This window comes from Cryobacterium sp. Y50, assembly GCF_002929805.1.
In the GTDB taxonomy this organism is placed as follows: Bacteria; Actinomycetota; Actinomycetes; order Actinomycetales; family Microbacteriaceae; genus Cryobacterium.
The window spans coordinates 130,112-153,078 of the sequence record NZ_PJJM01000105.1 but is presented as its reverse complement, the minus strand read 5'-3'; the positions used below and the strand labels follow the sequence as shown (position 1 = coordinate 153,078).

At 63.7% G+C, this 22,967-nt stretch carries 22 protein-coding genes; 7 read left to right on the top strand and 15 right to left on the bottom strand.

Annotated features, from left to right (window positions below):
* Positions 1-65 precede the first annotated feature (65 nt).
* Together CXY73_RS20760 and putP are read right to left on the bottom strand one after the other, a co-directional pair.
* The gene (locus CXY73_RS20760) at positions 66-266 is read right to left on the bottom strand and encodes a hypothetical protein (protein ID WP_104135922.1); all 201 of its coding nucleotides are present in this window, start codon (positions 264-266) and stop codon (positions 66-68) included.
* A 110-nt stretch (positions 267-376) separates the two neighbouring features.
* The gene (gene putP / locus CXY73_RS20755; RefSeq protein WP_104135923.1) at positions 377-1,879 is read right to left on the bottom strand and encodes a sodium/proline symporter PutP; all 1,503 of its coding nucleotides are present in this window, start codon (positions 1,877-1,879) and stop codon (positions 377-379) included.
* A gap of 242 nt (positions 1,880-2,121) precedes the next feature.
* Here putP and CXY73_RS20750 point away from each other — a divergent pair, with 242 nt between their 5' ends.
* From CXY73_RS20750 to CXY73_RS20740, 3 genes are all read left to right on the top strand, one after another.
* Positions 2,122-3,282: a CaiB/BaiF CoA-transferase family protein gene (locus CXY73_RS20750; RefSeq protein WP_104178765.1), complete on the top strand. Its 1,161-nt coding sequence runs from the start codon at positions 2,122-2,124 to the stop codon at positions 3,280-3,282.
* A 35-nt stretch (positions 3,283-3,317) separates the two neighbouring features.
* On the top strand, positions 3,318-4,502 hold the full coding sequence (locus CXY73_RS20745) for an acyl-CoA dehydrogenase family protein (RefSeq protein WP_104135925.1): 1,185 nt from the start codon (positions 3,318-3,320) through the stop codon (positions 4,500-4,502).
* Between the two features lie 180 nt (positions 4,503-4,682).
* Entirely contained in the window at positions 4,683-5,354 is a 672-nt protein-coding gene (locus CXY73_RS20740; protein WP_104178764.1) for a GntR family transcriptional regulator, read from the top strand.
* A 43-nt stretch (positions 5,355-5,397) separates the two neighbouring features.
* On the opposite strand, the gene CXY73_RS20735 is transcribed toward CXY73_RS20740, so the two are convergent.
* Both CXY73_RS20735 and CXY73_RS20730 read right to left on the bottom strand, forming a co-directional pair.
* The gene (locus CXY73_RS20735; protein WP_104135939.1) at positions 5,398-6,141 is read right to left on the bottom strand and encodes a fumarylacetoacetate hydrolase family protein; all 744 of its coding nucleotides are present in this window, start codon (positions 6,139-6,141) and stop codon (positions 5,398-5,400) included.
* A 117-nt stretch (positions 6,142-6,258) separates the two neighbouring features.
* Complete coding sequence (locus tag CXY73_RS20730; protein ID WP_104135940.1) at positions 6,259-7,179, bottom strand: AEC family transporter; 921 nt, start codon at positions 7,177-7,179, stop codon at positions 6,259-6,261.
* Positions 7,180-7,316: 137 nt separating this feature from the next.
* Here CXY73_RS20730 and CXY73_RS20725 point away from each other — a divergent pair, with 137 nt between their 5' ends.
* On the top strand, positions 7,317-8,132 hold the full coding sequence (locus CXY73_RS20725; RefSeq protein WP_158253083.1) for an alpha/beta fold hydrolase: 816 nt from the start codon (positions 7,317-7,319) through the stop codon (positions 8,130-8,132).
* A 203-nt stretch (positions 8,133-8,335) separates the two neighbouring features.
* Here the strand turns inward: CXY73_RS20725 and CXY73_RS20720 are convergent, their stop codons facing one another.
* Entirely contained in the window at positions 8,336-9,172 is an 837-nt protein-coding gene (locus tag CXY73_RS20720; protein ID WP_104135942.1) for an SDR family NAD(P)-dependent oxidoreductase, read from the bottom strand.
* An 83-nt stretch (positions 9,173-9,255) separates the two neighbouring features.
* Here CXY73_RS20720 and CXY73_RS20715 point away from each other — a divergent pair, with 83 nt between their 5' ends.
* The gene (locus CXY73_RS20715) at positions 9,256-10,407 is read left to right on the top strand and encodes a cation:proton antiporter (RefSeq protein WP_104178763.1); all 1,152 of its coding nucleotides are present in this window, start codon (positions 9,256-9,258) and stop codon (positions 10,405-10,407) included.
* On the opposite strand, the gene CXY73_RS20710 is transcribed toward CXY73_RS20715, so the two are convergent.
* The 8 genes from CXY73_RS20710 to CXY73_RS20670 all read right to left on the bottom strand — a co-directional run bounded on the left by CXY73_RS20710 (position 10,404) and on the right by CXY73_RS20670 (position 19,320).
* Positions 10,404-10,895 carry a sortase gene (locus tag CXY73_RS20710; RefSeq protein ID WP_233198505.1) on the bottom strand — a complete coding sequence of 164 codons (492 nt, stop codon included), beginning with the start codon at positions 10,893-10,895 and terminating at the stop codon, positions 10,404-10,406. The genes CXY73_RS20715 and CXY73_RS20710 overlap by 4 nt on opposite strands.
* Before the next feature lie 392 nt (positions 10,896-11,287).
* Entirely contained in the window at positions 11,288-11,971 is a 684-nt protein-coding gene (locus CXY73_RS20700) for a GntR family transcriptional regulator (RefSeq protein ID WP_158253084.1), read from the bottom strand.
* Positions 11,972-12,125: 154 nt separating this feature from the next.
* On the bottom strand, positions 12,126-13,904 hold the full coding sequence (locus CXY73_RS20695) for a gamma-glutamyltransferase family protein (RefSeq protein WP_369831267.1): 1,779 nt from the start codon (positions 13,902-13,904) through the stop codon (positions 12,126-12,128).
* Positions 13,885-14,922, bottom strand: coding sequence for an ABC transporter ATP-binding protein (locus CXY73_RS20690; RefSeq protein ID WP_104135945.1), 1,038 nt, complete (start codon positions 14,920-14,922; stop codon positions 13,885-13,887). Before CXY73_RS20690 ends, CXY73_RS20695 begins: the two co-directional genes overlap by 20 nt.
* Positions 14,919-15,905: an ABC transporter ATP-binding protein gene (locus CXY73_RS20685; protein WP_104178761.1), complete on the bottom strand. Its 987-nt coding sequence runs from the start codon at positions 15,903-15,905 to the stop codon at positions 14,919-14,921. The genes CXY73_RS20690 and CXY73_RS20685 overlap by 4 nt, the downstream gene beginning before the upstream one ends.
* Complete coding sequence (locus tag CXY73_RS20680) at positions 15,902-16,789, bottom strand: ABC transporter permease (RefSeq protein ID WP_104135947.1); 888 nt, start codon at positions 16,787-16,789, stop codon at positions 15,902-15,904. The genes CXY73_RS20685 and CXY73_RS20680 overlap by 4 nt, the downstream gene beginning before the upstream one ends.
* Positions 16,786-17,739, bottom strand: a complete 954-nt coding sequence (locus CXY73_RS20675; RefSeq protein WP_104135948.1) for an ABC transporter permease — start codon at positions 17,737-17,739, stop codon at positions 16,786-16,788. Before CXY73_RS20675 ends, CXY73_RS20680 begins: the two co-directional genes overlap by 4 nt.
* 30 nt (positions 17,740-17,769) lie before the next feature.
* Entirely contained in the window at positions 17,770-19,320 is a 1,551-nt protein-coding gene (locus tag CXY73_RS20670) for an ABC transporter substrate-binding protein (RefSeq protein ID WP_158254174.1), read from the bottom strand.
* 93 nt (positions 19,321-19,413) lie between these two features.
* Here CXY73_RS20670 and CXY73_RS20665 point away from each other — a divergent pair, with 93 nt between their 5' ends.
* Positions 19,414-20,190: a sulfite exporter TauE/SafE family protein gene (locus CXY73_RS20665; protein ID WP_104178759.1), complete on the top strand. Its 777-nt coding sequence runs from the start codon at positions 19,414-19,416 to the stop codon at positions 20,188-20,190.
* Positions 20,191-20,225: 35 nt separating this feature from the next.
* Positions 20,226-21,119 (top strand): amidohydrolase family protein, encoded by an 894-nt coding sequence (locus CXY73_RS20660; protein ID WP_104178758.1) that lies wholly within the window; start codon positions 20,226-20,228, stop codon positions 21,117-21,119.
* A gap of 21 nt (positions 21,120-21,140) precedes the next feature.
* On the opposite strand, the gene CXY73_RS20655 is transcribed toward CXY73_RS20660, so the two are convergent.
* Entirely contained in the window at positions 21,141-21,902 is a 762-nt protein-coding gene (locus CXY73_RS20655) for an SDR family NAD(P)-dependent oxidoreductase (protein ID WP_104135952.1), read from the bottom strand.
* A gap of 55 nt (positions 21,903-21,957) precedes the next feature.
* On the bottom strand, positions 21,958-22,956 hold the full coding sequence (locus CXY73_RS20650) for an acetamidase/formamidase family protein (RefSeq protein ID WP_104178757.1): 999 nt from the start codon (positions 22,954-22,956) through the stop codon (positions 21,958-21,960).
* Positions 22,957-22,967: the final 11 nt, after the last annotated feature.

Sequence of the window (22,967 nt, the reverse complement as noted above, 5' to 3'; positions counted from 1 at the left end):
GCCCTGCGCTGTTCTGCCGCACCGAGGGGTTGTCCCACCCACCTGCTGGGTCTAGCCTGCTGGGTCTAGCCTGCTGGGGGTCCGCAGGAAAACCAGCCCCCGGCAGCCTCCTTCACCGCCGTCTGTCCCAGCTTGACCTGTAGCGTGGATGCGACAGCGTCGTCAGACCCGGACGGCACCGTCGCCAGCACAACGCGCTCGGTCAGCCCGGCAAAACCGCCGGACGCCACCGTGTTCCCGACCAACGCTTCGATGATCTGCACCATCGATGATCTGCTCGTCGTGGCGCCTGTGGGCTGATATCAACACCAACGGCACCGGCAGCCGACCGTGAGGCCAGCGGCGGATGCCGTTGCAGCGCGCGGTCTGAGGCTGGTTAGACCGAAACCTTGTTGGGAGCCTGGTACTTCGGGTGCGCTTGTTCCGCAGCAAGGTCGAATTCGGCGTCGATTTCGGCGTTCGGCTTGAACGTAGCCAGGGAGACCACGACGGCCACGATCAGGCTGGCCGCAAAGCCCGGCACGATCTCATACAGGATGTCGCCCAGGGCCGAGTTGCCCCAGACGAACACGACGACAGCACCGGTGATCATGGAGGCTAGCGCCCCCCAGGTGGACAGCTTCTTCCAGTACAGCGAGAGGATGACCACTGGTCCGAAGGCGGCACCGAAGCCGGCCCAGGCGAAGCCGACCAGGTCGAGAATGGTCGAGTTCTGCTGCAGCGCGATCAGTGCGGCGATGACGGCCACGAGCAGCACGCCGCTACGGCCGAGCATGACCAGCTGCTTCGGCGAAGCCTTCTTGCCGACGATCTTGTAGAGGTCCTCAACCAACGCCGAGGATGACACGATCAGCTGCGAGGAAATGGTGCTCATAATTGCGGCGAGCACAGCGGCCAACACGAGGCCTGCAATGAAGGGGTGGAACAGGGTTTGCGAGAGGATCAGGAACACCGTCTCTGGGTTTGCGAGATCCAGGTCTGGGTTCTGCTGAAAGTACGCGATACCGATCAGGGCGGTCGCAACAGCACCCAGGGCGGTGGCGACCATCCAGCCGATGCCAATGCGACGACCGGCCTTGGCGTCCTGCGGGGTGCGCATGGCCATGAAACGCACGATAATGTGCGGCTGGCCAACATAACCGAGGCCCCAGGCAGCGGCCGAGATGACACCGAGCACGGATCCGCCGGCGGTGATGGACAGCAGGTCGGGATTGACTTCGCGGATGGAGTCGAGGGTCGCAACGACTCCGCCAGTGGCGTTCAGTGCTACGAGGGGAACGGCGATCAGCGCGATGAGCATGAGGATGCCCTGGGCAACGTCGGTGAGGGTGGCACCGAGAAAGCCACCGAACAGCGTGTAGAGCAGGGTGATGCCGCCCACGATCAACATGCCGGTGAGGAAGGTGGAGCCGAAGGACTCCTCGAAGAACACGCCACCGGCCACCATGCCGGAGGAGACGTAGAAGGTGAAGAACACCAAAATAATGAGGCCGGAGACCACGCGCAATAGCCGCGACGAGTCTTTCAGCCGGTTTTCGAAGAAGCTCGGGATGGTGATCGAGTTCTTTGACACGAAGGTGTAGGAGCGCAGCCGCGGGGCCACGTATTTCCAGTTCAGCCAGGCACCGATGGTAAGACCGATGGCGATCCAGGCCTCAACGAGACCGGACACGTAGATGGCTCCGGGGAGGCCCAGCAACAGCCAGCCGGACATGTCCGAAGCACCCGCACTCAGGGCCGCTGTGCCCGGTTTGAGTCCGCGACCGGCGAGCATATAGTCGTCAAGGTCTTTGGTCTGACGAAAGGCAAAGTAGCCGATGACGACCATGCCTGCGAGATATAAAACGATTGCGATGAGTTGAAATGTTTGATCCGTCAATGGGATTCCTTTGTTGGGATGCCCGACGTACTGGACGTGATTACTCGAGGTGCGAGCAAGCTCAAAGCTCTAGTCTCGCAGAAATATGGGCATTGCGCCATCTTTAACCGCCTATTCGCCCCCGTAACCGTTTGATAACGGAGGGCTTACCCCCTGTCCGAGGTCGGGCTGAGCGGGCCCACAATGACCGCAGGAGGCGCCCACCCCTTCCCGTCCCATCTCAAATTGGATACAGTATCCGAATGAGTGGAAACGATGGTTCGGCACCTGCGATTGGGCCGTTGGACGGCATTCGTGTTGCGGATTTTTCTCGCGTGCTCGCCGGGCCTTTTGCATCGATGATGCTGGCCGATTTCGGCGCCGACGTGATCAAGATCGAGCATCCGCTCGGCGATGACACTCGCGCCTGGGTGCCCCCGGTCGACCCGAACGGCATGGGCAGCTATTTCGCGAGCGTCAACCGCAATAAGCGCTCTGTGGTCTGCGATTTGCGCGCCGAGAACGCCCTGGCCGAAGCGCGTACCCTCGCGCTGAGTGCCGACGTCGTGATCGAAAACTTCCGTCCGGGCGTCATGGAACAGTACGGCCTCGATTACGCCAGTTTGACCGCGGAGCGCCCCGAGCTCGTCTACTGCTCGATCACCGGATTCGGCCGCGCTGGCGGCGCCGCCCTACCCGGCTACGACCTGCTCGTGCAGGCGGTCGGCGGGCTGATGAGCGTGACCGGCTCGGCCGCCGAAGAACCGAGCAAGGTCGGGGTCGCCCTCGTCGATGTACTGACCGGGCAGAACGCAGTCGTCGGCATTCTCGCCGCACTACGCGCGCGCGAGCAGACCGGTCTGGGTCAGCGCGTCGAAGTGAATCTGCTCTCCTCGCTGCTGGCTGGGCTGGTCAACCAGGCCTCGAGTACCCTCGCCACCGGGGTCGCCCCCAAACGCCTTGGCAACGCCCACCCGAGCATCGCGCCCTATGAAACGTTTCGAACTCTGGACGATCCGATCGCGATCGCGGTCGGCACCGATAAGCAGTTCAGCGCGCTCGTGCAGGTGCTCGACCACCCCGAGCTGGCAGTCGACCAACGGTTCGTTTGCAACGCCGACCGCCTCGCGCATCGCGCTGCGCTCAAGGAGCTTCTCGAAGCGCGCCTCGCCACCCGTCCGGCCACAGAATGGACCACGCTGCTGGCGACCGTGCGTGTGCCGGCCGGCAAGGTGAACTCGATCGCCGAGGCGCTCGAACTGGCCACTGAACTCGGCTTGGTCCCGGTCGTGCCGGTGACCGATTCGGACCGGTCGCGGGTGAGCCAGCAGATTGCCAATCCGATCAGCCTCTCCGCCACCCCCGCACAATACCGGCGCCCACCGCCACTACTCGGGGAACACAATGGGGCGACCTTTTTCTGACCATAAGCATCCGCTCTACTGAAAGAAGGCGACTCATGACTACCCTCAATGAAACCGATCTGACCGACGCCGCCGACCTCGTTGGCATCGATTCCCTGCTGTCCGAGACCGAGATCGCCCTGCGGGGCAAGGTGCGCGCCTTCGTCAACATGACCATCAAGCCCAACATCGCGCTCTGGTACGAAAATGCGATCTTTCCATTCGAGATCATTCCCCAGCTGGCCAGGCTCGGCCTGCTCGGCATGCACCTCACGGGCTACGGCTGCCCCGGGCGCAGCTCGGTCGAATACGGCCTCGCCGCGCTCGAACTCGAGGCCGGCGACTCTGGGCTGCGCACCTTCGTGAGCGTGCAGGGCTCGCTCGCGATGAGCGCGATCCACAAGCACGGCTCCGAGGAGCAGAAAAACGAGTGGCTGCCGCGCATGGCCGCCGGTTCGGTGATCGGTTGCTTCGGGCTGACCGAACCGACCGCCGGCTCCGACCCGGCCGGCATGACCACTTTCGCGCGCCGCGACGGCACCGACTGGGTTCTGAATGGCACCAAGCGCTGGATTGGCTTGGCCTCGGTCGCGCAGGTCGCCATCATCTGGGCCATGACGGATGATGGGATCCGCGGCTTCGTCGTGCCCACCGACACCCCCGGATTCGTCGCCACGCCGATCGAGCAAAAGCTCTCGATGCGGGCCTCGATTCAGTGCGAGATTGAACTGACCGAGCTGCGCCTGCCCGACTCGGCGATGCTGCCCAAGGCCCGCGGTCTGCGCGGCCCGTTCGAGTGCCTGAACGAGGCCCGCTACGGCATCGTCTGGGGCGTCATGGGTGCGGCCCGCGACAGCTACCTCACTGCGCTGGCCTTCTCGCAGGAGCGGATGCAGTTCGGCAAGCCGCTCGCCGGCTACCAACTGACCCAGCAGAAACTTGTCAACATGGCCCTCGAAATCAACAAGGGAACCCTGCTCGCACTGCAGCTCGGCCGGCTCAAGGACGCCGGGACGCTCGCACCGCACCAGATCTCGGTCGGCAAGCTCAACAACTGCCGCGAGGCCATTGCCATTTGCCGGGAGGCCCGCGCCATGCTCGGCGGCAACGGCATCACCCTGGACTATTCCCCGATGCGCCACGCCAACAACCTCGAGAGCGTGCGCACCTACGAGGGCACCGACGAGGTACACACCCTCATTCTCGGCCAGCACATCACCGGCATCGCCGCCTTCCGCTAGGGCCTCAACTGCTGAGCTTGGGCGATGCATAACGCCAGTATTCTCTGGCTGTTCATCCATCTACCCGAGCAACCCTTGAGAACCGTGCACGAATTGCAGAAGTTATACCGCAGCCCGGTGCTATTCGGGCACAATGGGCCAGTCAGACGAACAGCCGAATGCTGAGTTAGGGTTTTCAACATGCCTGCCCCCGAGCGAACCCCGCTTCCCACCCAGCGCCCGCCGACCGTTCCGGCGTTCGTGCTCGCTGAGCTGCGACGCCTGATCGCCGTCGGCGAGTTTGCTCCCGGGCAGCCGCTGCGGCAAGAGGATCTGGCCGTACGCCTTGGCGTCAGCCGGGTGCCGGTGCGGGAGGCCCTCAACACGCTCGAAACCGAGGGGCACGTCGTGCACGAGCCGCATCGCGGCTACCGGGTGACCGAGCTTTCGCTCGCCGACCTGCTCGAGGTGTACCGACTGCGGCAGCTGCTCGAGGCGGAGGCCGTGCGCGCCACGATCGCGCGCGACGGCAAACAGGTGCTCGCCGATCTGCGCGCGGCCGCCGCCGAGGTAGAACAGGCCAATGCGGCCGGCAACCTGCTCGCCATGAACGCGGCCAACCGGCGATTTCACTTCATACTCGTGACGTCATCCGGGCTCCCCCGCCTGGAACGTATTTTGCGCGCGCTCTGGGATTCGACCGAAGCCTACCGCCGGCTCTACTACGAGCAGTCCAGCAACAGGACCTTGGTCGAGCACGAGCATGCCAGCATCGTCGACGCCTTCGCCGTCGGGGACGCCGTGCTCGTCATCCGCCTGCTCGATGAGCATCGCGGCCACGCCACGACCGCCCTCGGCGCGCTGCTGGCCTGAGCTGCTCTGCTCTGCTCTGCGGGCAATCGGATGCCGCCGCGGATCAGATGACGCGGAACGCGAGCTTGCCAATCCCGTCGATTCCGGCGGTGACGTCGTTACCGGGCTCGATGCGGCCGACGCCGGCGGGAGTTCCGGTGAAGATGAGGTCACCCGGACGCAGCATAACAAAGCGGGACAGCGCGGCAATAACGCCGGGGACGGGCCAGATTTGGTCGGCGAGGTTCCCGTCTTGACGGGTGGCAGCGTCGACGTCGAGCCAAATGCGGGCCTCGGTCGGATGACCGATCGCGGCCGCGGCGACGATCGGCGAGCACGGTCCGGAAAAGTCGAAGCCCTTGGAAAGGTCCCACGGGCGGCGCAAGGCCTTGGCTGCATCCTGTAGGTCGCGGCGGGTGAGGTCGACGCCCGCGCCGTAGCCGAAGACGTGACCGAGGGCATCCGCTGCCGCGATGTCCGCGCCGCCAACACCGATCGCGACAACGAGTTCCATCTCGAAGTGCAGGTTGTCGGTCTCGGGCGGGTAGGGAACCTCATGCGTCAACACGCCCCGCGCGGGAACGCCCTCGGTCACGGCGAACACAGCGTCGGCCGGTTTGGCGAAGAAGAACGGCGGCTCCCGATCGGGGTTATTGCCCATTTCTCGCGCATGATCGGCATAGTTGCGGCCGACGCAGTAGACCCGGTTTAGATAGAACCGGCCGGCCGAGTCACTAATCGGCAGGCTGGTGGGTTTCGGTGGGGAGAACGGAGCCGGCAAGCCGGTCTCGGGGGTGCTGTGCGACATTTTCATCCTTTCGAGGGGCAAAATCACTAGGTGCCCGTGCACACCCGCGAAACGGCCGTGCGGTGACCCGTTCGATTTCGAGGGATTTGAGTAAAATCTTCGCAGTTCTGCCGGCACTCAGGCAAGGAGGGCCGCAATCACGAGCAGGGCGGGCATAGACAGGATCGTAGTGAGCAACACGGTGTCGCGGGTGACGACCATGGCCCGGTCGTAGCGCGAGGCGAAGTTGAAGATGTTCTGCGCGGTCGGCAGCGCCGCCACGGCGACGACGGCGAACAGTTCGGCGCCAGCGAGGTTGAACACGACGTGCCCGAACAGGTACGCAACGATCGGCATGAGCGCGACCTTGATCACGGTCGCGGCGACGACCTGTTTGCGTCCGGTTCCAGCCTTCAGCAGTCGCTGACCGTGCAGCGACATGCCAAACGACAGCAGCACCAAGGGAATGGCGGCGCCGCCGATCAGTTCGAACGGGGCGAGCACGGGTTCGGGCAGCGTGATTCCCAGCATGGCCACGAACACACCGGCGAGCGAAGCAATAATCATCGGGTTACGAATGGGCTGGGTCACGATCGACCGAAACGACGCCCGGCCCTGGGTGGCCAGGTCGAGAATGGTCAGAATGGTCGGGGCCAGAATGACCAGCTGCAGCAGCAGCACGGGAGCCACGTACTGCGCACTGCCGAGCACATAGATGGCTACCGGAAGCCCGATGTTGTTGGCATTGACATAGGTCGCGGTCGAGGCGCCGAGCACCGTCTCGGCCAGCGGTCGACGAAAAAAAAGGCGGGCGGCGATGATATACACGACGACACCGACCGCGATGGTGCAGACGGTGGAGAGCAGAAACTCGGAGAACAGAACGGTGACATCCGCGTGCGCGAGAACCGTGAACAGCAGCGCGGGAGTCGCCACGAAGAAGGCCATTCGGTTGAGCACTCGTCCGGTACCGACGCCGACGATGCCGAACCGCTCGACGAAGTACCCGATCAGGATCACAAATCCGATAATCGAAAACCCGACCAGTACACCGCCCATTATGTTGAGCCTAGGGGTTGTCATGGGCGGTGATGCTTCACCCGGACCGCGCATCAGGTCACAGCAGTCTCAGCCAATTCCAGCCATCGCACGAGCGCGTCCTTTCGGGCGCACCAGACGTAGCGCTACGCTCAAGCATGCCCAGACTCGACGTTCCAGGCGCTTCGCTCTACTACGAAACATTGGGCAACCCCCAATCTCCCGCACTGCTGTTGCTCCACGCCGGCATTGCGACTCTGCGCATGTGGGATCCACAGGTCGCCGCTCTCGCTGCCCACCACTACGTCATTCGCTTCGACGCCCGCGGTTTCGGCCAGACGACAACCGAGAATGTGGAATTCTCCAATCGAGCGGATGCCACGGCGCTGCTCGATCATCTCGACGTGGCTCGGGCGACCCTGATCGGATGCTCGCGCGGTGGCACGATTGCGATCGACCTGGCCGTGGCTAGTCCCGAGCGAGTGGCCGGTCTGGTCACGATCGGATCCGGCCCAAGCGGATTCCCCGACGTGGAGCTCACCGAGCGGGAAGACGCCCTGTTCGACAAACTGGATGCGGCCTTCACCGCCCGCCAGTGGCCCCGGCTGGCCCGGCTTGAGGTCACCCTGTGGGCGGTCGGGCCGACCCGCAAACCGGCCGACGTCGACCCGGCCTTTCTCGCCCTGGCGCAAGAGCTCAACCTGCGCAACGTCATCCACGCCACGGAGGCGCCGATTTTGGTACCGCTCGAGCCGCCCGCGCTCGACCGGGTCAGCGACATCGATGTTCCGGCGCTCGTCACCGTGGGCGAACTCGACGTCACCTCGGCGCTGGCCCACTACGAATTCCTGTTGGAGATGCTGCCGCAATCAAGCGGATGCACATTTCGCGGCACCGCGCACCTGCCCAGCGTGGAGCAGCCGCTCGAGTTTCAGCGAGTACTGATCAGTTGGCTGGCGACCAACAACCTCTGACTGGCCACTGCGCGGGCACGGGCACCAAAAGGTTGGTGCCCCGGTCCGTCACCGTGGTCACCTTACTGCGGGAAGAGAGCCAACAATGGGAGCGCGAGTGCCACAGCCACACAGGGGAACACTCAGATTTTGGCACCGCGCAAGCTTGATATTTGTCGAAATTCACACTTTCTTCGGCGATCTCGCGCGGCGAACGGGGGCCGCTACCCGCGACCGACCCACCGATCCATCGAGCGGTACACGCCGAAGACGCGACCGGCGACGGCGTCCCAGGCAGCCAGCGGCAGCACTCCGCGCAGCACCTTCGACAGGCTGACCGTCCAGGGCAACAGCAGCTGCGGCTTGCCGGCGAGCATCGCCCGCCAGACCCGATCGACGACATACTGCGGGGTCATAAGCGGGGTGAGCAGCGGCCCGCGCGCGCCCTCGAACATGCCGGTGTCGATGTAGCTCGGGCAGACCGTGGTGACTTTGACGTGGCCGTGACCCTGCTGCACTAGCTCGAGCCGCAGCGAATCGCTCCAGCCGATCAGGGCCGCCTTCGAAGCGGCATAAACACTCATGCGCGGGTTGCTGAGGGTGCCGGCGGCGGAGGCGATGTTCACGATGCGTGACTCACGCCATCCGCTCGAAATCATGGCGGGGAGAAACTCGCGGGTGATGTACATCGGGGCGAGCGCGTTGATCTGCATGGTCGGGCGGGTGTCTGCGCCGTTGTCGTGCTCCCAAAAATATTTGCCACGCACGATTCCGGCATTGTTGATGACGACGTCGGGGTCGCCGATCTCGGTACGCACGCGCTGCGCGGTCTGCGCAATGGCGCCCAGATCGGCGATATCCAGAACGTAGGGCGCGATCCGGGTGAGCCCGTTGGAACGTTCCGTCAGGATGGCAGCGGCCTGGGCGAGGGCAGCACCGTCACGGTCCCAGAGAATGACGGCTTTGGCCCCCTCCGCAACGCAGCGTTCGGCGTACAGGCGGCCCATACCCCTGGCTGCTCCGGTTATCAGCACGCGGGCTCCGGCGACGGTTCGACTCATACTCCCATCATGCCGCCTGCACGGGCCGTTCGGCGCAGTCTGCAGCAGTACTACGCTCGATCTAGCAACAGGAGGAGGCGCGGATGGACTTTCAGACCCTCGCGATCATCTCCGTGGTCGCGCTGCTCGGGCCACTCCTGGCGACGCCGCGCCGCTGGAATATCCCGGTCGTCATCGGCCAGCTCGCCGCCGGCATCATCGTCGGTCGAACCGGCTTCGGCCTCGTCGATGCCGCCGACCCCACCCTGACCCTGCTAGCGGATGTCGGATTCGCGTTGATCATGTTCGTGGCCGGCACGCATGTACCGGTTCGTACCGGCGCGATTCGCGCGGCGTTCTCGGCCGGCCTGGTGCGGGCGATGCTCGTCACGGTCTCGGCGAGCGCCCTCGGCGTAGCCATTGCGATGATGTTCGGAACGAATCACGCACCTCTCTATATAGTGTTGTTGGCCTCCTCATCGGCCGCGCTCGTGCTGCCGCTCATCCACTCCCTGGGGCTGCGTGGGCGCTCGATACTCGAACTCACGGCGCAGGTTGCGATCGCGGACATCGCGGCCATCGTGGCGCTGCCCCTGGCCATCGACCCGCCCAATGCGGGCCGCGCGGCGCTCGGCGCCGCCCTGATCGCGGCGCTGACCGTGGCCGTGTACCTCTTGCTGTCCCGTTTGGAAAAAAACGGCTCCCGCGCACGGCTGCACAAGCTGTCGGCGAACCGCAAGTTCGCCCTCGAGCTGCGCATCCAGCTGGCCATTCTGTTTGCCCTCTCGGCGGTGGCTGTGTTCAGCCATGTCTCGGTCATGCTCGCGGGGTTCGCGTTCGGGCTTGCCGTCGCGATGCTCGGTGAACCGCGCCGCCTGGCCCGCCAGCTCTTCGCCCTCGCCGACGGATTCTTCGGCCCGCTGTTCTTCGTCTGGCTCGGCGCTTCGCTCGCGCTGCGCGACCTAGCCGACCACCCGCAGATGATCGCCCTCGGCCTGACACTCGGCCTGGCGACCCTGCTGACCCACGCGACCACCCGTATGGTGGGCCTTCCCCTGTCGTTCGGGCTGCTGTCGGCGGCCCAGCTCGGAATTCCGATCGCGGCCGCGACGATCGGCTCCCAGCTGCACGTACTCGCCCCCGGGGAGGCGGCGGCGCTGCTGCTCGGCGCACTCGTGACAATCGTGGTGGCCGCGGCGGCGAGCGGATGGGCGCGGCCGCGCGCGGCATCCGCTGCCGAAAAAACGGTTGGTTAGACGAACATCAGCACGATGCCGGTCAGGCCGGCGAGCACGCCGATGCCGAGCAAGACCAGGCCGATCAGGCGCAGGCCCTTGCCGTCGAGTTCGGGGTCGTGTGTGCGGCAACGCTCGGGGTGGCGGTTACGAAACCACACACACACGTCGTCGCCGGGCACCAGGTGGTGCGTCTCGTGCGTATCGGCCGGGCATTCGTGTACATCTCCGTCGCCATCAAACCAGCGGATGACCGTGGCCGGCCCCGACGCGGCGATCACCGCGGTCGTGCGGGTCCAGCGGCCGCTGATGCCGCGCACGGACAGACCGACAATGTAGAGCAGCGCTCCGATGATGAGGCCGACGAAGGTGAGGATCTCGCTCATGATGCCGGCGAAGTCGAGAGCGTGCACTGCCACCGCCGTCCGTTTATTGTTGTCGTCCTGGCTCCAGAGTAACGTTTGACGCCCCTTCAATGCGGCGGTCCAGGCTGAAACCATACGATTCATACTGTTTGTATCCCCGGGGCTGGCGCCGCGATCTGGTCGGAATCGAACCTGCCGAGCAGTGGGCAACCATGAGCCGCCTGGCCGCCCACGCCGATGCCGGTACCTGGGAATTTATTTGGGAGAGATGGGCATTGGAGCTGGCTGGTACGAGCACGAGTGGCGAGCCTCTGGTTACGGGTTTCCCCTACCCGGCGAGCGCCTGGCCCGCCTCGACGAGGGCGTGCGAATCATGAAAAAGGCCTGGACCACCAGAGCCACCGGAGCGTCGAACTCTCGCAAATACCCGATAAATGGAGTGCTGCGGACAATACTGACCTGCGGAGGGTGCATCGTGTGGCCTCTTCTCGCAGGGAAAAAAAGCCTGCGGTGCGCTCTTGTCAAGGTTGCGCTGGCTAGTTGGGAAGGCCAGCGCCCTCCACCGTGTCTTGGTGATCACGGATGGTCGCGGCGGTCTGCATGACGTGAGCCATCATGCACACCGCTGCCCGGTCGCCGTCATGGTCACGCAGCGCCTCGTAAATCTGGCGGTGTTGATCCCACGAGCCGGCGGCCCGCGTGACGACGACCTGGTAGAAATACCAGCGAATTCGTCGTTGCAGCACTCCCAGCATTCGCGCAATCACCGAATTGTCGGCGGCCTTCACGACAATATTGTGAAAACGGTCGTTGAGCTCCAGCAGGTGCTTGGCGTCCTGGGCCGCGATCGCCGCATCACCATGCCCCAGCAGTTCCTGGAGTCGGGATAAATCGATATCTGAAATATTTTCGGCGGCCAACCGTGCGCAGTCGCTTTCCAACAGTGAGCGGGCGTGGAAAACCTCCTGCACTTCTTTGTCACTGGGGGCGTGCACAAACGCACCCTTCTTGCCCGCCCGGTGTTCGACGAATCCGTCGTGCACGAGCCGCTGAATGGCCTCACGCACCGGGTTTCGGCTCACGCCCAGCTGCCTGGCGACTTCGTCTTCACGCAGGTGGGAACCCGGTGCGATGACACCGTCGACAATGGACTCTTCCAACACCTCGTAAACCCGTTCGCCGAGGGTTTGCGCAGCTTTGAGCAAGCCCAACGTGCTCAAATCATCCCCTTTCGACTCTAAGACGTCCCACACTTCAACTACTCCTCCTTGGCCGTTCCTGCATCGCGGATCGTCATCTGCCGCCGCCCGGCGCGCATAAGCAATGTTGATTATGCCGCAGTTCTCTGGACGCCTCGCTCCGTGCCCCGTGCAACTAGCGCCCGACGGCGTAGCCCTGGTTGCCCCGGGGGTTGGCCGCGGCCTTGAGCCAGCCGCCATCGCGCGCCACAGCGCTCACTCGCCCTTCGGACCAGGGCTCACCGACCACGACGAGGTGACCGCGGCACCGCAACTCGTCGAGAACGGCCGAATCAAACCGGCTCTCCAGATACACCTCGGCTGGATGCGCATCCCGTGGGAAGAAGGAGTTGGGCATGTGGGTGGAGTGAAAACCGGGCGCATCGATACCCTCCTGGAGATTCATATCCCCGTGCACGAGGTTCAGGAAGTAGTTCAACGACCACTGATCCTGCGCGTCGCCACCCGGCGTTCCGAACGCGAGCCACGGCTTGCCGTCGCGCAGGGCGAAGGACGGCGTCAACGTGGTTCGTGGGCGAGCGCTGGGGCGCAGGGAGTTCGGCAAGCCTTCCTGAAGCCAGAACATTTGTGCGCGAGTGCTGAGGCAGAAGCCCAGCGCGGGGATGGTCGGCGAGGATTGCATCCAGCCACCACTGGGCGTGGCCGAGATCATCATCCCGTTGGAATCGACAACGTCGACGTGGCACGTGTCCCCGCGGGTTTCCCCCGACTTAGCGATCGTCGGCTCGCCGGATCCGATCAAATTCTCATATCCAGCTGGAGACGCCGGGTAGCGCGGCAGTCGCGCCTGGGCTCCACCGGGGTTACCGGGGCGCAGTTCCACGGACGCGGTGTCGGTGATTAGCAAGCGCCGCTGGGCGTTGTATTCCGCGCTGAGCAATGCCGCCATGGGCACGTCGGTGAAATTCGGGTCGCCGTACCAGGCCTCGCGATCGGCAAACGCGAGTTTGCAACTCTCGAGGATGGTGTGCACCCAATCAGCGGAGCCGGGCCCCATCGCGGTCAGATCGAAGCCTTCGAGAAGCGCAAGCTGCTGCAGAAAAACGGGTCCCTGCCCCCATGGGCCCGTCTTGCAGACGGTGTAGTTGTGATAATCGTAGGTGAGCGGCTGTTCAACCGTCGGCTCCCACCGGGCCAGGTCGTCGGCGGTCAACAGCCCCCGATGACGCTCCCCCGAGGTGTCCATCACCTCATTGTGGGCACAGAAATCGCCGATGGCTTCGGCGATAAACCCGCGGTACCAGCAATCCCTGGCCGCGCGGATTTGCACTTCTCGCGACCCGCCGGCAGCTTCGGACTCCGAAATTATCCGGCGCAGGGTCGTGGCCAGCACGGGATTTCGGAAGCAACTCCCCGCTGCGGGCACCTGCCCACCCGGCATCCAGGTCGCAGCTGAGCTGGGCCACTCGTTCGTGAACAGCTCCTGCATCGTTCCGATGGCTGCGGATACCCGCTCGAGCAGTGGATGCCCCTCCTCGGCATAGTGGATGGCCGGTTCGAGCACCTGACGCAGCGTCATCGTTCCGTGTAGTTCCAAGAGCAGCGTCCACGCCCCAAAGGCACCCGGCACGACCGCGGGCAGCAGGCCCGTCCCCGGCATCACGTCAAGGCCCAACCCGGTCACGGCCTCGATCGTTGCCGCAGCTGGCGACACGCCCTGACCACAAATGGTGGATACCTGCTGATCGGTTTCCGACCAGACCAGAATCGGAACCTCGCCACCGGGTCCGTTGAGGTGCGGCTCAACAATTTGCAGTACGAAGCCGGTGGCGACCGCGGCATCGGCGGCATTACCGCCGCGCTCGAGCACGCTCATTCCGGTGGCCGAGGCGATCCAGTGGGTTGATGCCACCATGCCGACGTTTCCGATGAGTTCAGGACGCGTTGTGAACAAGATTCTTGTCTCCTTGTTTAATGTGCGGTGCACCGTTTTCTGCGGTGACGAGGTGGCATGCGCTCTGGTGTTCGGGGCTCGTTACGCCGAGCAGACGCGGCACCTCGGTTCGGCAGCGATCAATCGCAACCGGGCAACGGGCGTGGAACGGGCATCCACTTATTTCTTCGGTCGGACTCGGCAGGTCTCCGCTGAGAATGATGCGCTCACGACCGCGAGCGCTGGAGGGGTCAGCCATTGGCGCAGCCGAGAGCAGCGCCTGCGTGTACGGATGCTGCGGGTCACGAAACAGCTCAGCTCGCGTCGCCGTTTCTACGATTTTTCCCAGATACATCACCGCGATGCGATCGCTGATGAATTCAACGACCGACAGGTCATGGGTAATGAACAAGCAGGAGAATCCTAGTTCGACCTGCAAATCGAGAATGACGTTGAGAATGGATGCCTGCACCGACACGTCGAGCGCCGAAACCGGTTCGTCCGCGATCACGAGTGACGGGCCGAGCACCAGCGCGCGGGCCAGTGCAACCCGCTGGCGCTGGCCGCCGGACAGTTCATGCGGGTAGCGGCCTACCAGCTCCAGACTGAGCCCCGTGCGTTCGAGCATGTCGGAGACGATCCGGTTGCGCTCCGCCCGACCGCCACGGTGATGCTGACGCAACGGCTCGGTGACGATCTGGCCGACCGTCATGCGCGGATTCAGCGACGAGTACGGGTCCTGGAACACGACATGCACTTCGGAGCGGAGCGGGCGCATCTCCCGTCGACTCAGCGTGGAGATATCGCGGCCCAGCAGACGAATCGTTCCGCTAGTGGGCTGTGTGAGCCGGGCGATACAGCTGCCGACGGTGGATTTTCCGCTACCGGATTCACCGACCAGGCCGAGAATTTCACCACGCCCGATGGTCAGATCGACGCCGTCGACGGCCCGAACCACCGTGCGCCCTCCGCCCAACCGCGAACCGGATTGAAAGTGCTTCACCAGGTTGGAAACCTCGAGGACTGGTTGCTCGCTCATAGCATCGCTCCTACTGCGGGGTGGTAACAGGACACGGTGTGCCCGACCGCGACGGGCTCCGCAGTGGGTCGGGCGGCGGTGCACTCGATGCTGGCGCTGGCGCAACGCGGGGCGAATTGACACTGGTCCGGGTCGGTCGACGGTGAGGGCACCAGGCCGGGAATGTCGGTGAGGCGTCGGCGGCCATTGGCCTGCATGATCGCCCGCGACGGCAGCGCACCGAGCAGTCCACGCGTGTAGGGGTGGGTGGGAGCTGCGAAGATTTCGGCCGTTGACGCCATCTCTACGATTCGACCGGCGTACATAATCGCCACCCGGTCTGCGATATCGGCGACCACGCCGAGGTCGTGCGTGATGAGCACGATGGACGTGCCCAGATTGTCCCGCAGCCGACGGAAGATGTCGAGCACACCGGCCTGAATCGTCACGTCAAGGGCGGTGGTGGGCTCATCGGCGATCAGTACGAGCGGGTTGCACGCCACGGCGATAGCGATCATGACCCGCTGCCGCATACCGCCGGACAGTTCGTGCGGGAAAGCGGCCGTTCGACGCTGCGCATCAGGAATCCCCACCAGTTCGAGCAGCTCGACGGCGCGCGCCAGGGCAGCTCGCCGCGACAGCCCCTCATGCTGCAGCAGAACCTCTGAAATTTGGTTTCCCACGGTGTACGCGGGATTCAACGAGGTCATCGGTTCCTGAAAGACCACCGAGATTTCCTTGCCACGCACCTCCTGCATCCGCTTTTCGGAATATGCGGACAGATCGACACCGTTCAGGTGCACCGATCCACCGAGGGTGACGTGTGAATCGCCCAGAAGTCGGGGGATGGACATGGCCACCGTAGATTTTCCGCAGCCCGACTCGCCTACGAGCGAGAGGATCTCTCCCTTCTCCAGCGTGAACGACACATCTTTGACGGCGATGACCGGCCCATTCTCCGTGCCGAACTCAACCCGCAGGTGTTCGACCTCCAACACGCTCATCGGGTCTCCTTGGGGTCGAGTACATCGCGAAGTCCATCGCCGAGCAGATTGAAACCGAGCGCAGTGAGGGCAATGGCGATTCCGGGGAAGAGAGCCAGGTACGGTGCCTGGGCCAGGTATTGCTGCGCGCTGGTGAGCATGATCCCCCAGGACGACATTGGTGGCTGAACGCCCAGGCCGAGAAAACTCAGCGTGGCTTCGCCGATGATGGCCGCCGGGATGGCGACGGTCGCCTGCACGATGAACGCGCCCATAGCGTTGGGGGCGATATACCGGAACATGATCGTCCCGTCACGTGCGCCGTCGGCGACAGCGCCGCTGACAAATTCCTGTTCCCGAATCGCCATCGCCTCGCCACGCGCGATGCGGATCACCTCTGGAACCTGCGACACCGCCAGCGCGATGATGACGTTCGTGAGAGATGCGCCGAGAATCGCCGCCAGTCCGACCGCGAAGATGAGGAAGGGGAAGGCCAGCATCACATCGACGATGCGCATGACGATGACGTCAACCCAGCCCCGGTAGAAGCCGGTGATCAGGCCAATGGTGATGCCGATGATCAGTGCTAAGGCCGTGGACATGACGCCGGCCATGAGCGAAACGCGGGCGCCGTTGGCGATTCGAGCGAACACGTCCCGGCCCAGATCATCGGTGCCCAGCAGATGCGCAAGCGAGGGTGTCTGGAGGATGGCGGCGAAGTCCTGCTGGTTCGGATCGGACAACAGGATCGGCCCGAGCAGGGCGAACAGCACGAAGCCGACGACGAGAATCAATCCGGTCACGGCCATCGGGCGCCGGGCGAAACGCCGAACAACGCGCTGCCACCGCGGTCGCGGTATGCTGCTGACGGTTTTCCGTTTGGCCGTGATCAATTTCTGGCTCATCGAGCTCCTCCAGCCAGGCGCATACGGGGATTCAGGTAGGCATAGGCGATATCGACCGCCAAGTTGACCAGAACGTACCCGGTGACGGCTACGAGTACGGCACCCTGGAGGACGGGATAGTTGCGCGCCGACACGGCGTCAATGATGAGCTTGCCAAAGCCAGGAATGACGAAGATCTGCTCCGTAATGATGGCGCCGCCAATGAGCGCGCCGAGTTGGAGTCCGAGCACCGTGACGACCGTCGTCAGGCTGTTGCGCAGAGCGTGCTTGACTTCGCGACTACGGCTAACACCCTTCGACCGTGCCGTTCGCACGTAGTCGGCCGACAGCTGTCCCAGCAGAGCCGCTCGGGTTTGCCGCATCAAGACCGCCGACAGTCCGGTACCGAGCACCAGAGCCGGGAGGATCATTCGTCTCAGATTTTCGCCCGGATCTTCTGTGAACGCCACGTATCCGGAGGCGGGAAGGACCTGCAGATTGATGGCAAAGAACAGAATGGCCAGCATCCCGAGCCAGAAGTGCGGCACGGACAGCCCGATGAGACCGAACGCGTTGGCGGCGTAATCTGCGAAACTTCCGCGCTTCACGGCCGATACGATGCCCGCCGTCAAACCGATCAGTACACCGACCAGGATGGCCAGCCCGGCCAGTTCGAGGGTGATGGGCAGCCGCTGCAGCAAAATTTCGGCAACGGGAATGCGGTCTCGGGTGGACACCCCGAAGTTTCCTTGCAGCGCCTGCCCCACGTAGTTGAAGTATTGAATCCAGATCGGCTGATTGAGACCGAACTGTTCCCGGATTGCCGCGACAACGGCTGGATCAGCGGTCTCGCCCGCCAGCACCAGGGCGGGGTCACCGGGAAGAAGGCGAACCCCGACGAAGACGACGATGCTGGCGAGAAACAGCGTGACGATCGAGGTGATCACCCGTTGGAGCATGAAGCGAGCCACTGGTCCAGCCGTTCCGTATCGGTTTTCGAGCTACTTGGTCAGTTCAGCGGTCTTGAAGCGCGGGATCGCGTCGGCGGAGTACTCCACCCCGGTGATATCGGCCAGACCGAGGAACCAGGTGTCGTGATACAGGTAGATGAGCGGCTTGATCTCATCGATCCGATCGAGGGCCTGCCCGTAGAGGTCCTGGCGGGCATCCGTTTCGGTGACGGACGCCGCCTCGGAGATCAGGAAATCCACCTCGGAATCAGCCATTTGCGAGTAGTTATTGGTGCCGCCGGTGGTGAGCAGGTCGTTCATGTCGCCGTCCGGGTCCATGCGGCCAGACCACCCGATCAGGAACATGTCGAAGTCGCCGGCCCGGCCCAGGTCAAGCGCCGAGACGAACTCGACCGGCTTGATCGTGACGTCGAAGCCAACATCGTTCGCCATTTGCTGGATGACTTCAGCCGTTTTCTGGTCCGTCGGGCGCGCGGGGATCAGCAGTTCTACCGGAATCGGGAGCGTCTCGCCCGATGCCTCGACCAATGCGCGGGCGGCGTCGGAGTCGAAGTCCGTGCACTGGATGTCATCGGGTCGGAACGCCATTTGTTTCGGCAACGGCACGCAGTCCGGCGTGGTCTGACCGGCGAAGACCACCGTGTTCAGGGCATCACGATCAATGCTGAGTTCGAAGGCCTTGCGCAGTTCGACCGAGCTGGCCAGGGGGCTGGACGACATTGTTGGGTCGGTATTGATGGTCAGGCCCTGGTAGCCAATGGCGCTGACGTCGAGGACGTCGACTCCGTCCGCGTCCAGCTGATCGACATCGCTCGCGTTGAGGCGTTCTGCAACGTTGATATCGGATGAGCGCAGGTTCGCCGCCCGAATGTTCGGGTCGGTGATGAACTTATAGGTCACGCCATCGAGCTTGACCAGGTCCTTGTCGTAGTAATAGTCAGACTTGGTGAAGTTGATCTCACTTCCGGGAACCCGGTCCGTGAAATCGAACGGGCCAACGCACACCGGGTCGGTTCCAAAGTCGAGGCCGAGCGTCTCAAGTGCCGTGGGCGACATGATCGCCCCAGCACGGTCGGCGAGTTGTGCACCCAGGGGGCTGAATGGGCGCGAGAGGGTCAGGCGAATATTGTTCTCATCAACGACTTCAACGCTCTGCAGCGCAGCGAGTTCCTTCTTACGCGAGGAGGTATCGAGCGTGAGGTTGCGGTCGAGGGTGATCTTCACGGCATCCGCATTGAAGGGTGTTCCGTCGTTGAAGAGGATGCCTTCACGCAGCGCGATATCAACCGTCAGACCGTCAGCGCTGGTGACCGGCAGGGACGCAGCCAGTTGCGGCACGAGTTCGAGGCTGTCGTTGGAATCGTAGAGTTTCTCGCAGAAAGCGGTGAACACGACCCTGGCCACAAACGTGTTGGCGACCGTGGGGTCCAACGTGTCCGGTTCGTCCGACAGCGCGACAACGGCAATTCCACCAGCCACGACTTCGTCGGCGCTGGGCGAGGCCGAGGGCGTAGAGGCACACGAAACCAACATCAACGATGCCGCGGCTATACAACCAATGTTCAACGTTCTTCGAAGCATCATGTCTCCAGTGGAAGTAATGAAAAAGTCTGTCCGTTGTCTGGATACTGTATACGGTATAGAGACAGATCGTCTACGAATAGGACAACACCCATGGAAATTGAGATAGGCCTGCTCAATGGCTCGATTATCTTCGTGGCGGGGATCGTGGCCGGAATCATCAACGTGGTGGCCGGCGCAGGCACGCTGATCACTTTTCCGACCCTGCTCGCCCTTGGCATCCCTCCGATCACCGCGAATGTGTCGAACACCGTTGGCCTGGTACCGGCCTCCGTCACTGGCGCTTACGGCTACCGTCGAGAACTCCAGGGGCAGTGGCGCGCCGTGGGGCTCATGGCCATCTTCTCCGCCATCGGCGGGATCGTCGGCGGCGTCCTGCTGCTGGTTCTGCCGGCATCCGCATTTTCCATGGTCGTTCCGTACCTGCTGATCCTTGCGGGTGTGCTCTCCGCAATTCAGCCGCGCATCGCGCGATTCGTGCGGCGCAAATCTGCCGCAACCCATGCCGACACCCGCCCGGTGACGATTGGTCTCAGCCTCGGCGTGCTGGCGACGGGCGTGTACGGCGGCTATTTCGGTGCAGCCCAGGGCGTTGTACTTCTCGCCCTCCTCGGGATTCTCTGGTCGACCGACATGCACCGCGCCAACGGGGCCAAGAACGTTTTGGCCGGTGTCGCCAACGTCGTGTCGTCGGTGATCTTTATCTCCAGCGGCACGGTCGACTGGATGATTGTCCTCCTGATCGGCGTGGGCTCAGCCCTCGGCGGCTGGCTCGGTGCCAGAATCGGGCGGCGCCTGCCCGCTCCAGTGCTGCGCACGATTCTCGTGATCGTCGCGCTGACGGCCGCGGCCGTGTTGCTGGTCACGTAGTTACTCCGGTCAGGCAATCTGACACACTGGATGCAATGAGTCTCAGTGACAACGCGGTACCAACCTGGTGGCGGGGGCTCGGCCTGCCCGGGCTGGTCGACCTGCACACCCATTTTCTTCCCGAGCGGATGCTGCGGCGCGTCTGGGCTCACTTCGACGAGATCGAGCCGCTCATCGGTCACCCGTGGCCGATTCACTATCGCGACGACCAGGAGTCGCGACTCGCGACGATTCGCCGACTCGGCGTGCGGCGCTTCACCGCGCTGTCCTATGCGCATCGCCCCGGAATGGCGGCGTCCCTGACCGATTTCTCACTGGACCTCGCGGACGAGCATGCCGACTGCGTTCCGAGTGCCACGTTTTACCCGGAGGATGGCGTGCTCGATCAGGTTCAGTCCGCCCTCGACCGCGGCGCTCGAGTATTCAAAATTCATGTGCAGATCGGGGCTTTTGACCTGCGCGAACCGATCCTCGACCCGGTCTGGGGGCTACTGGCCGACGCAGCGATTCCGGTCGTGATCCATGTCGGCAGCGGGCCGGTTTCTCGACCGGGCATCACCGGGCCGCACACGCTTGCGGGAGTGCTGGTGCGGCATCCGCTGTTGACGGTCGTCGTTGCACACATGGGCGCCCCGGAATACAGCGAGTTTCTCGACCTGGCCGAGCGGTATCCCTGGGTGCACCTCGATACGACGATGGTGTTCACCGACTTTTTCGAGCAGCTCGCGCCCTTCGACCCCGCCCTGCTGTCCCGGCTGGCGGACCTGCCCGACCGTGTGGTGCTCGGCAGCGATTTCCCCAACATTCCGTACCCGTATGCGCACCAGTTGGAGGTGCTCGAACGCCTGCGCGCCCGAGAGCCGCGACTCGACGACGACTGGCTACGCGCCGTCTGTTGGTACAACGGGCTGCGCCTGATCGGCGAGTAGTTCGGTAACGAACTCAGGAAGTCAAAATTGGATTCCGCGGGTGAGCGCGCCATCGATCAGCAGGTTCGCGCCCGTTGTTCGGCTCGACACCGGGCTGGATAGGAACACTACGCTCGCTGCAATCTCCTGCGGCGTGCCCATGCGACCGGTCGGGTTGAGCCCTACCGCCTCGGTGAAGAACTCGGTATCGCTGGTCTCGAGGCTCTCCCAGACTCCACCCGCATGGTACGTATTGCCCGGTGAAACCGTATTTGCACGGATTCCTTTCGCTGCAAGCTGGTAGGCGACACCGGCAATGTAACCGATGATGGCCGTCTTCACCGTGCCATACGGACCGCTCGCGAAGTCCACCTCGCGGCCGGATACGCTCGACAACGCCACTATCGACGGCGCGGTGCTCTGCTCCAGAAATGGGATCGATGCCTTCACGAGGTTGACCGTTCCCATCAGATCGACCTCGATCGAGTCCGTCCAGTTGGCCGCCGTATCTGGAATGGCCAGGGCGCTCACGTTGCTCACCACCATGTCGATGCCGCCGAAGCGCTTGGCGGAGTCGGCAACCCATCGCCCCAGAGCCTCGCTGTCGCGTACGTCGAGCACCGTGCCGACGACAGTGGCTGGGCCATTGGCGAATTCGGATTCGGTAGCGGCGACTTCCGCTGCACTGCGGGCACAGAAGGCGACGTTGGCGCCCTCGGCAACGAAGGCATCGACGATCGCGCGCCCGATGCCCTTCGTGCCGCCGGTGACGAGTGCGGTTTTTTGGGCGATGCGCAGATCCAAGGTGGGTCCTTTCGGTGATGCGGGTTCGGAGCGAGTGAGAAAGTCTCGGAGCAGGTCAGCGGATGGCGGCCCGCTCGCGCAGGTCGCGGTGCATCCCGTCGAAAGCGTGAACGGTGGGGAATAGCGATTTGCGCACCTTCACGACGACGCTGTAATTGGGGTCGACCACGTTGGCAATGGGTGCCTCGGCGGTCTGGCTGAGCAGTTGGTAGGCATCCATTTCGTGAAGATCGAAGAGCTCGCTGAGCCAGCGGATCATCTCGAGCTGAGCGATCCGCCAGGAATCTTCCATGGGTCGGGACGAGCCGACGATCATCCAGTAGTCGTCGGTTTCCAGGCGCGGCCATAGCGGAGCGCGGCCCTTGATCAGGTCGACCAGAATGACGGAGTTCATTGCACCTTCGACGGCGGTGCCGCAGCTCTCACCCTCGCCCTGCCGGTAGTGACCGTCGCCGATAGAGAATAGAGCGCCCTCAACATTTACACCGAGAAAGACGGTGGTGCCGGGCTTGATCTCGGGGGTATCCATGTTGCCGCCAAAACGCTCGGGCACGAGGGAGGAGCGCACCTCGCCCCCTGATGGGGCTACTCCCACCGTGCCGAGCATGGGTGCGAGGGGCAGTGCTACCTCAAAATCACTAAAGCGGGATTGGAAGCCGACGGTGCCAGCCAGCGTATCAACCTCATAGATCCAAGTAGCTTCAGGCAGCGCCTGTTGCAGCATGGCGGTGCGATCGGTGCTCGTCATGCCGCCAAAGAAGGGGATGGCAGCCGAGGCTCCCCAGCTGCGCGCCGGGGTGAGATCAATGATGTGAATGGCCAGAGTGTCGCCCGGTTCAGCCCCTTCTACGTAGAAGGGGCCGGTCTGCGGGTTGAGGTAGCGAAAGTCGAGCACGTGGCTGGCGACGTCGCTGACGCTCGTCAGTGCGTGGTTGAACGCGTCCTCCGACCAGAGGTTGAGCAGGGTCCCTGGCCGCACCCGGTGGCTGGGCGCCGCGCCGCCGAAGGTGTACACGAACTGGCTGCGATCCGGGCGAAAGTCGAGGGAGTCCATAATGCAGCTTA

Excerpts from the sequence above, each read along its gene's own strand:
- CXY73_RS20760 (WP_104135922.1), bottom strand. The coding sequence starts at position 266 with ATGGTGCAGATCATCGAAGCGTTGGTCGGGAACACGGTGGCGTCCGGC.
- CXY73_RS20750 (WP_104178765.1), top strand. The coding sequence starts at position 2,122 with ATGAGTGGAAACGATGGTTCGGCACCTGCGATTGGGCCGTTGGACGGC.
- CXY73_RS20745 (WP_104135925.1), top strand. The coding sequence starts at position 3,318 with ATGACTACCCTCAATGAAACCGATCTGACCGACGCCGCCGACCTCGTT.
- CXY73_RS20740 (WP_104178764.1), top strand. The coding sequence starts at position 4,683 with ATGCCTGCCCCCGAGCGAACCCCGCTTCCCACCCAGCGCCCGCCGACC.
- CXY73_RS20735 (WP_104135939.1), bottom strand. The coding sequence starts at position 6,141 with ATGTCGCACAGCACCCCCGAGACCGGCTTGCCGGCTCCGTTCTCCCCA.
- CXY73_RS20730 (WP_104135940.1), bottom strand. The coding sequence starts at position 7,179 with ATGGGCGGTGTACTGGTCGGGTTTTCGATTATCGGATTTGTGATCCTG.
- CXY73_RS20725 (WP_158253083.1), top strand. The coding sequence starts at position 7,317 with ATGCCCAGACTCGACGTTCCAGGCGCTTCGCTCTACTACGAAACATTG.
- CXY73_RS20720 (WP_104135942.1), bottom strand. The coding sequence starts at position 9,172 with ATGAGTCGAACCGTCGCCGGAGCCCGCGTGCTGATAACCGGAGCAGCC.
- CXY73_RS20715 (WP_104178763.1), top strand. The coding sequence starts at position 9,256 with ATGGACTTTCAGACCCTCGCGATCATCTCCGTGGTCGCGCTGCTCGGG.
- CXY73_RS20710 (WP_233198505.1), bottom strand. The coding sequence starts at position 10,895 with ATGAATCGTATGGTTTCAGCCTGGACCGCCGCATTGAAGGGGCGTCAA.
- CXY73_RS20690 (WP_104135945.1), bottom strand. The coding sequence starts at position 14,922 with ATGAGCGAGCAACCAGTCCTCGAGGTTTCCAACCTGGTGAAGCACTTT.
- CXY73_RS20685 (WP_104178761.1), bottom strand. The coding sequence starts at position 15,905 with ATGAGCGTGTTGGAGGTCGAACACCTGCGGGTTGAGTTCGGCACGGAG.
- CXY73_RS20680 (WP_104135947.1), bottom strand. The coding sequence starts at position 16,789 with ATGAGCCAGAAATTGATCACGGCCAAACGGAAAACCGTCAGCAGCATA.
- CXY73_RS20670 (WP_158254174.1), bottom strand. The coding sequence starts at position 19,320 with ATGCTTCGAAGAACGTTGAACATTGGTTGTATAGCCGCGGCATCGTTG.
- CXY73_RS20665 (WP_104178759.1), top strand. The coding sequence starts at position 19,414 with ATGGAAATTGAGATAGGCCTGCTCAATGGCTCGATTATCTTCGTGGCG.
- CXY73_RS20660 (WP_104178758.1), top strand. The coding sequence starts at position 20,226 with ATGAGTCTCAGTGACAACGCGGTACCAACCTGGTGGCGGGGGCTCGGC.
- CXY73_RS20650 (WP_104178757.1), bottom strand. The coding sequence starts at position 22,956 with ATGGACTCCCTCGACTTTCGCCCGGATCGCAGCCAGTTCGTGTACACC.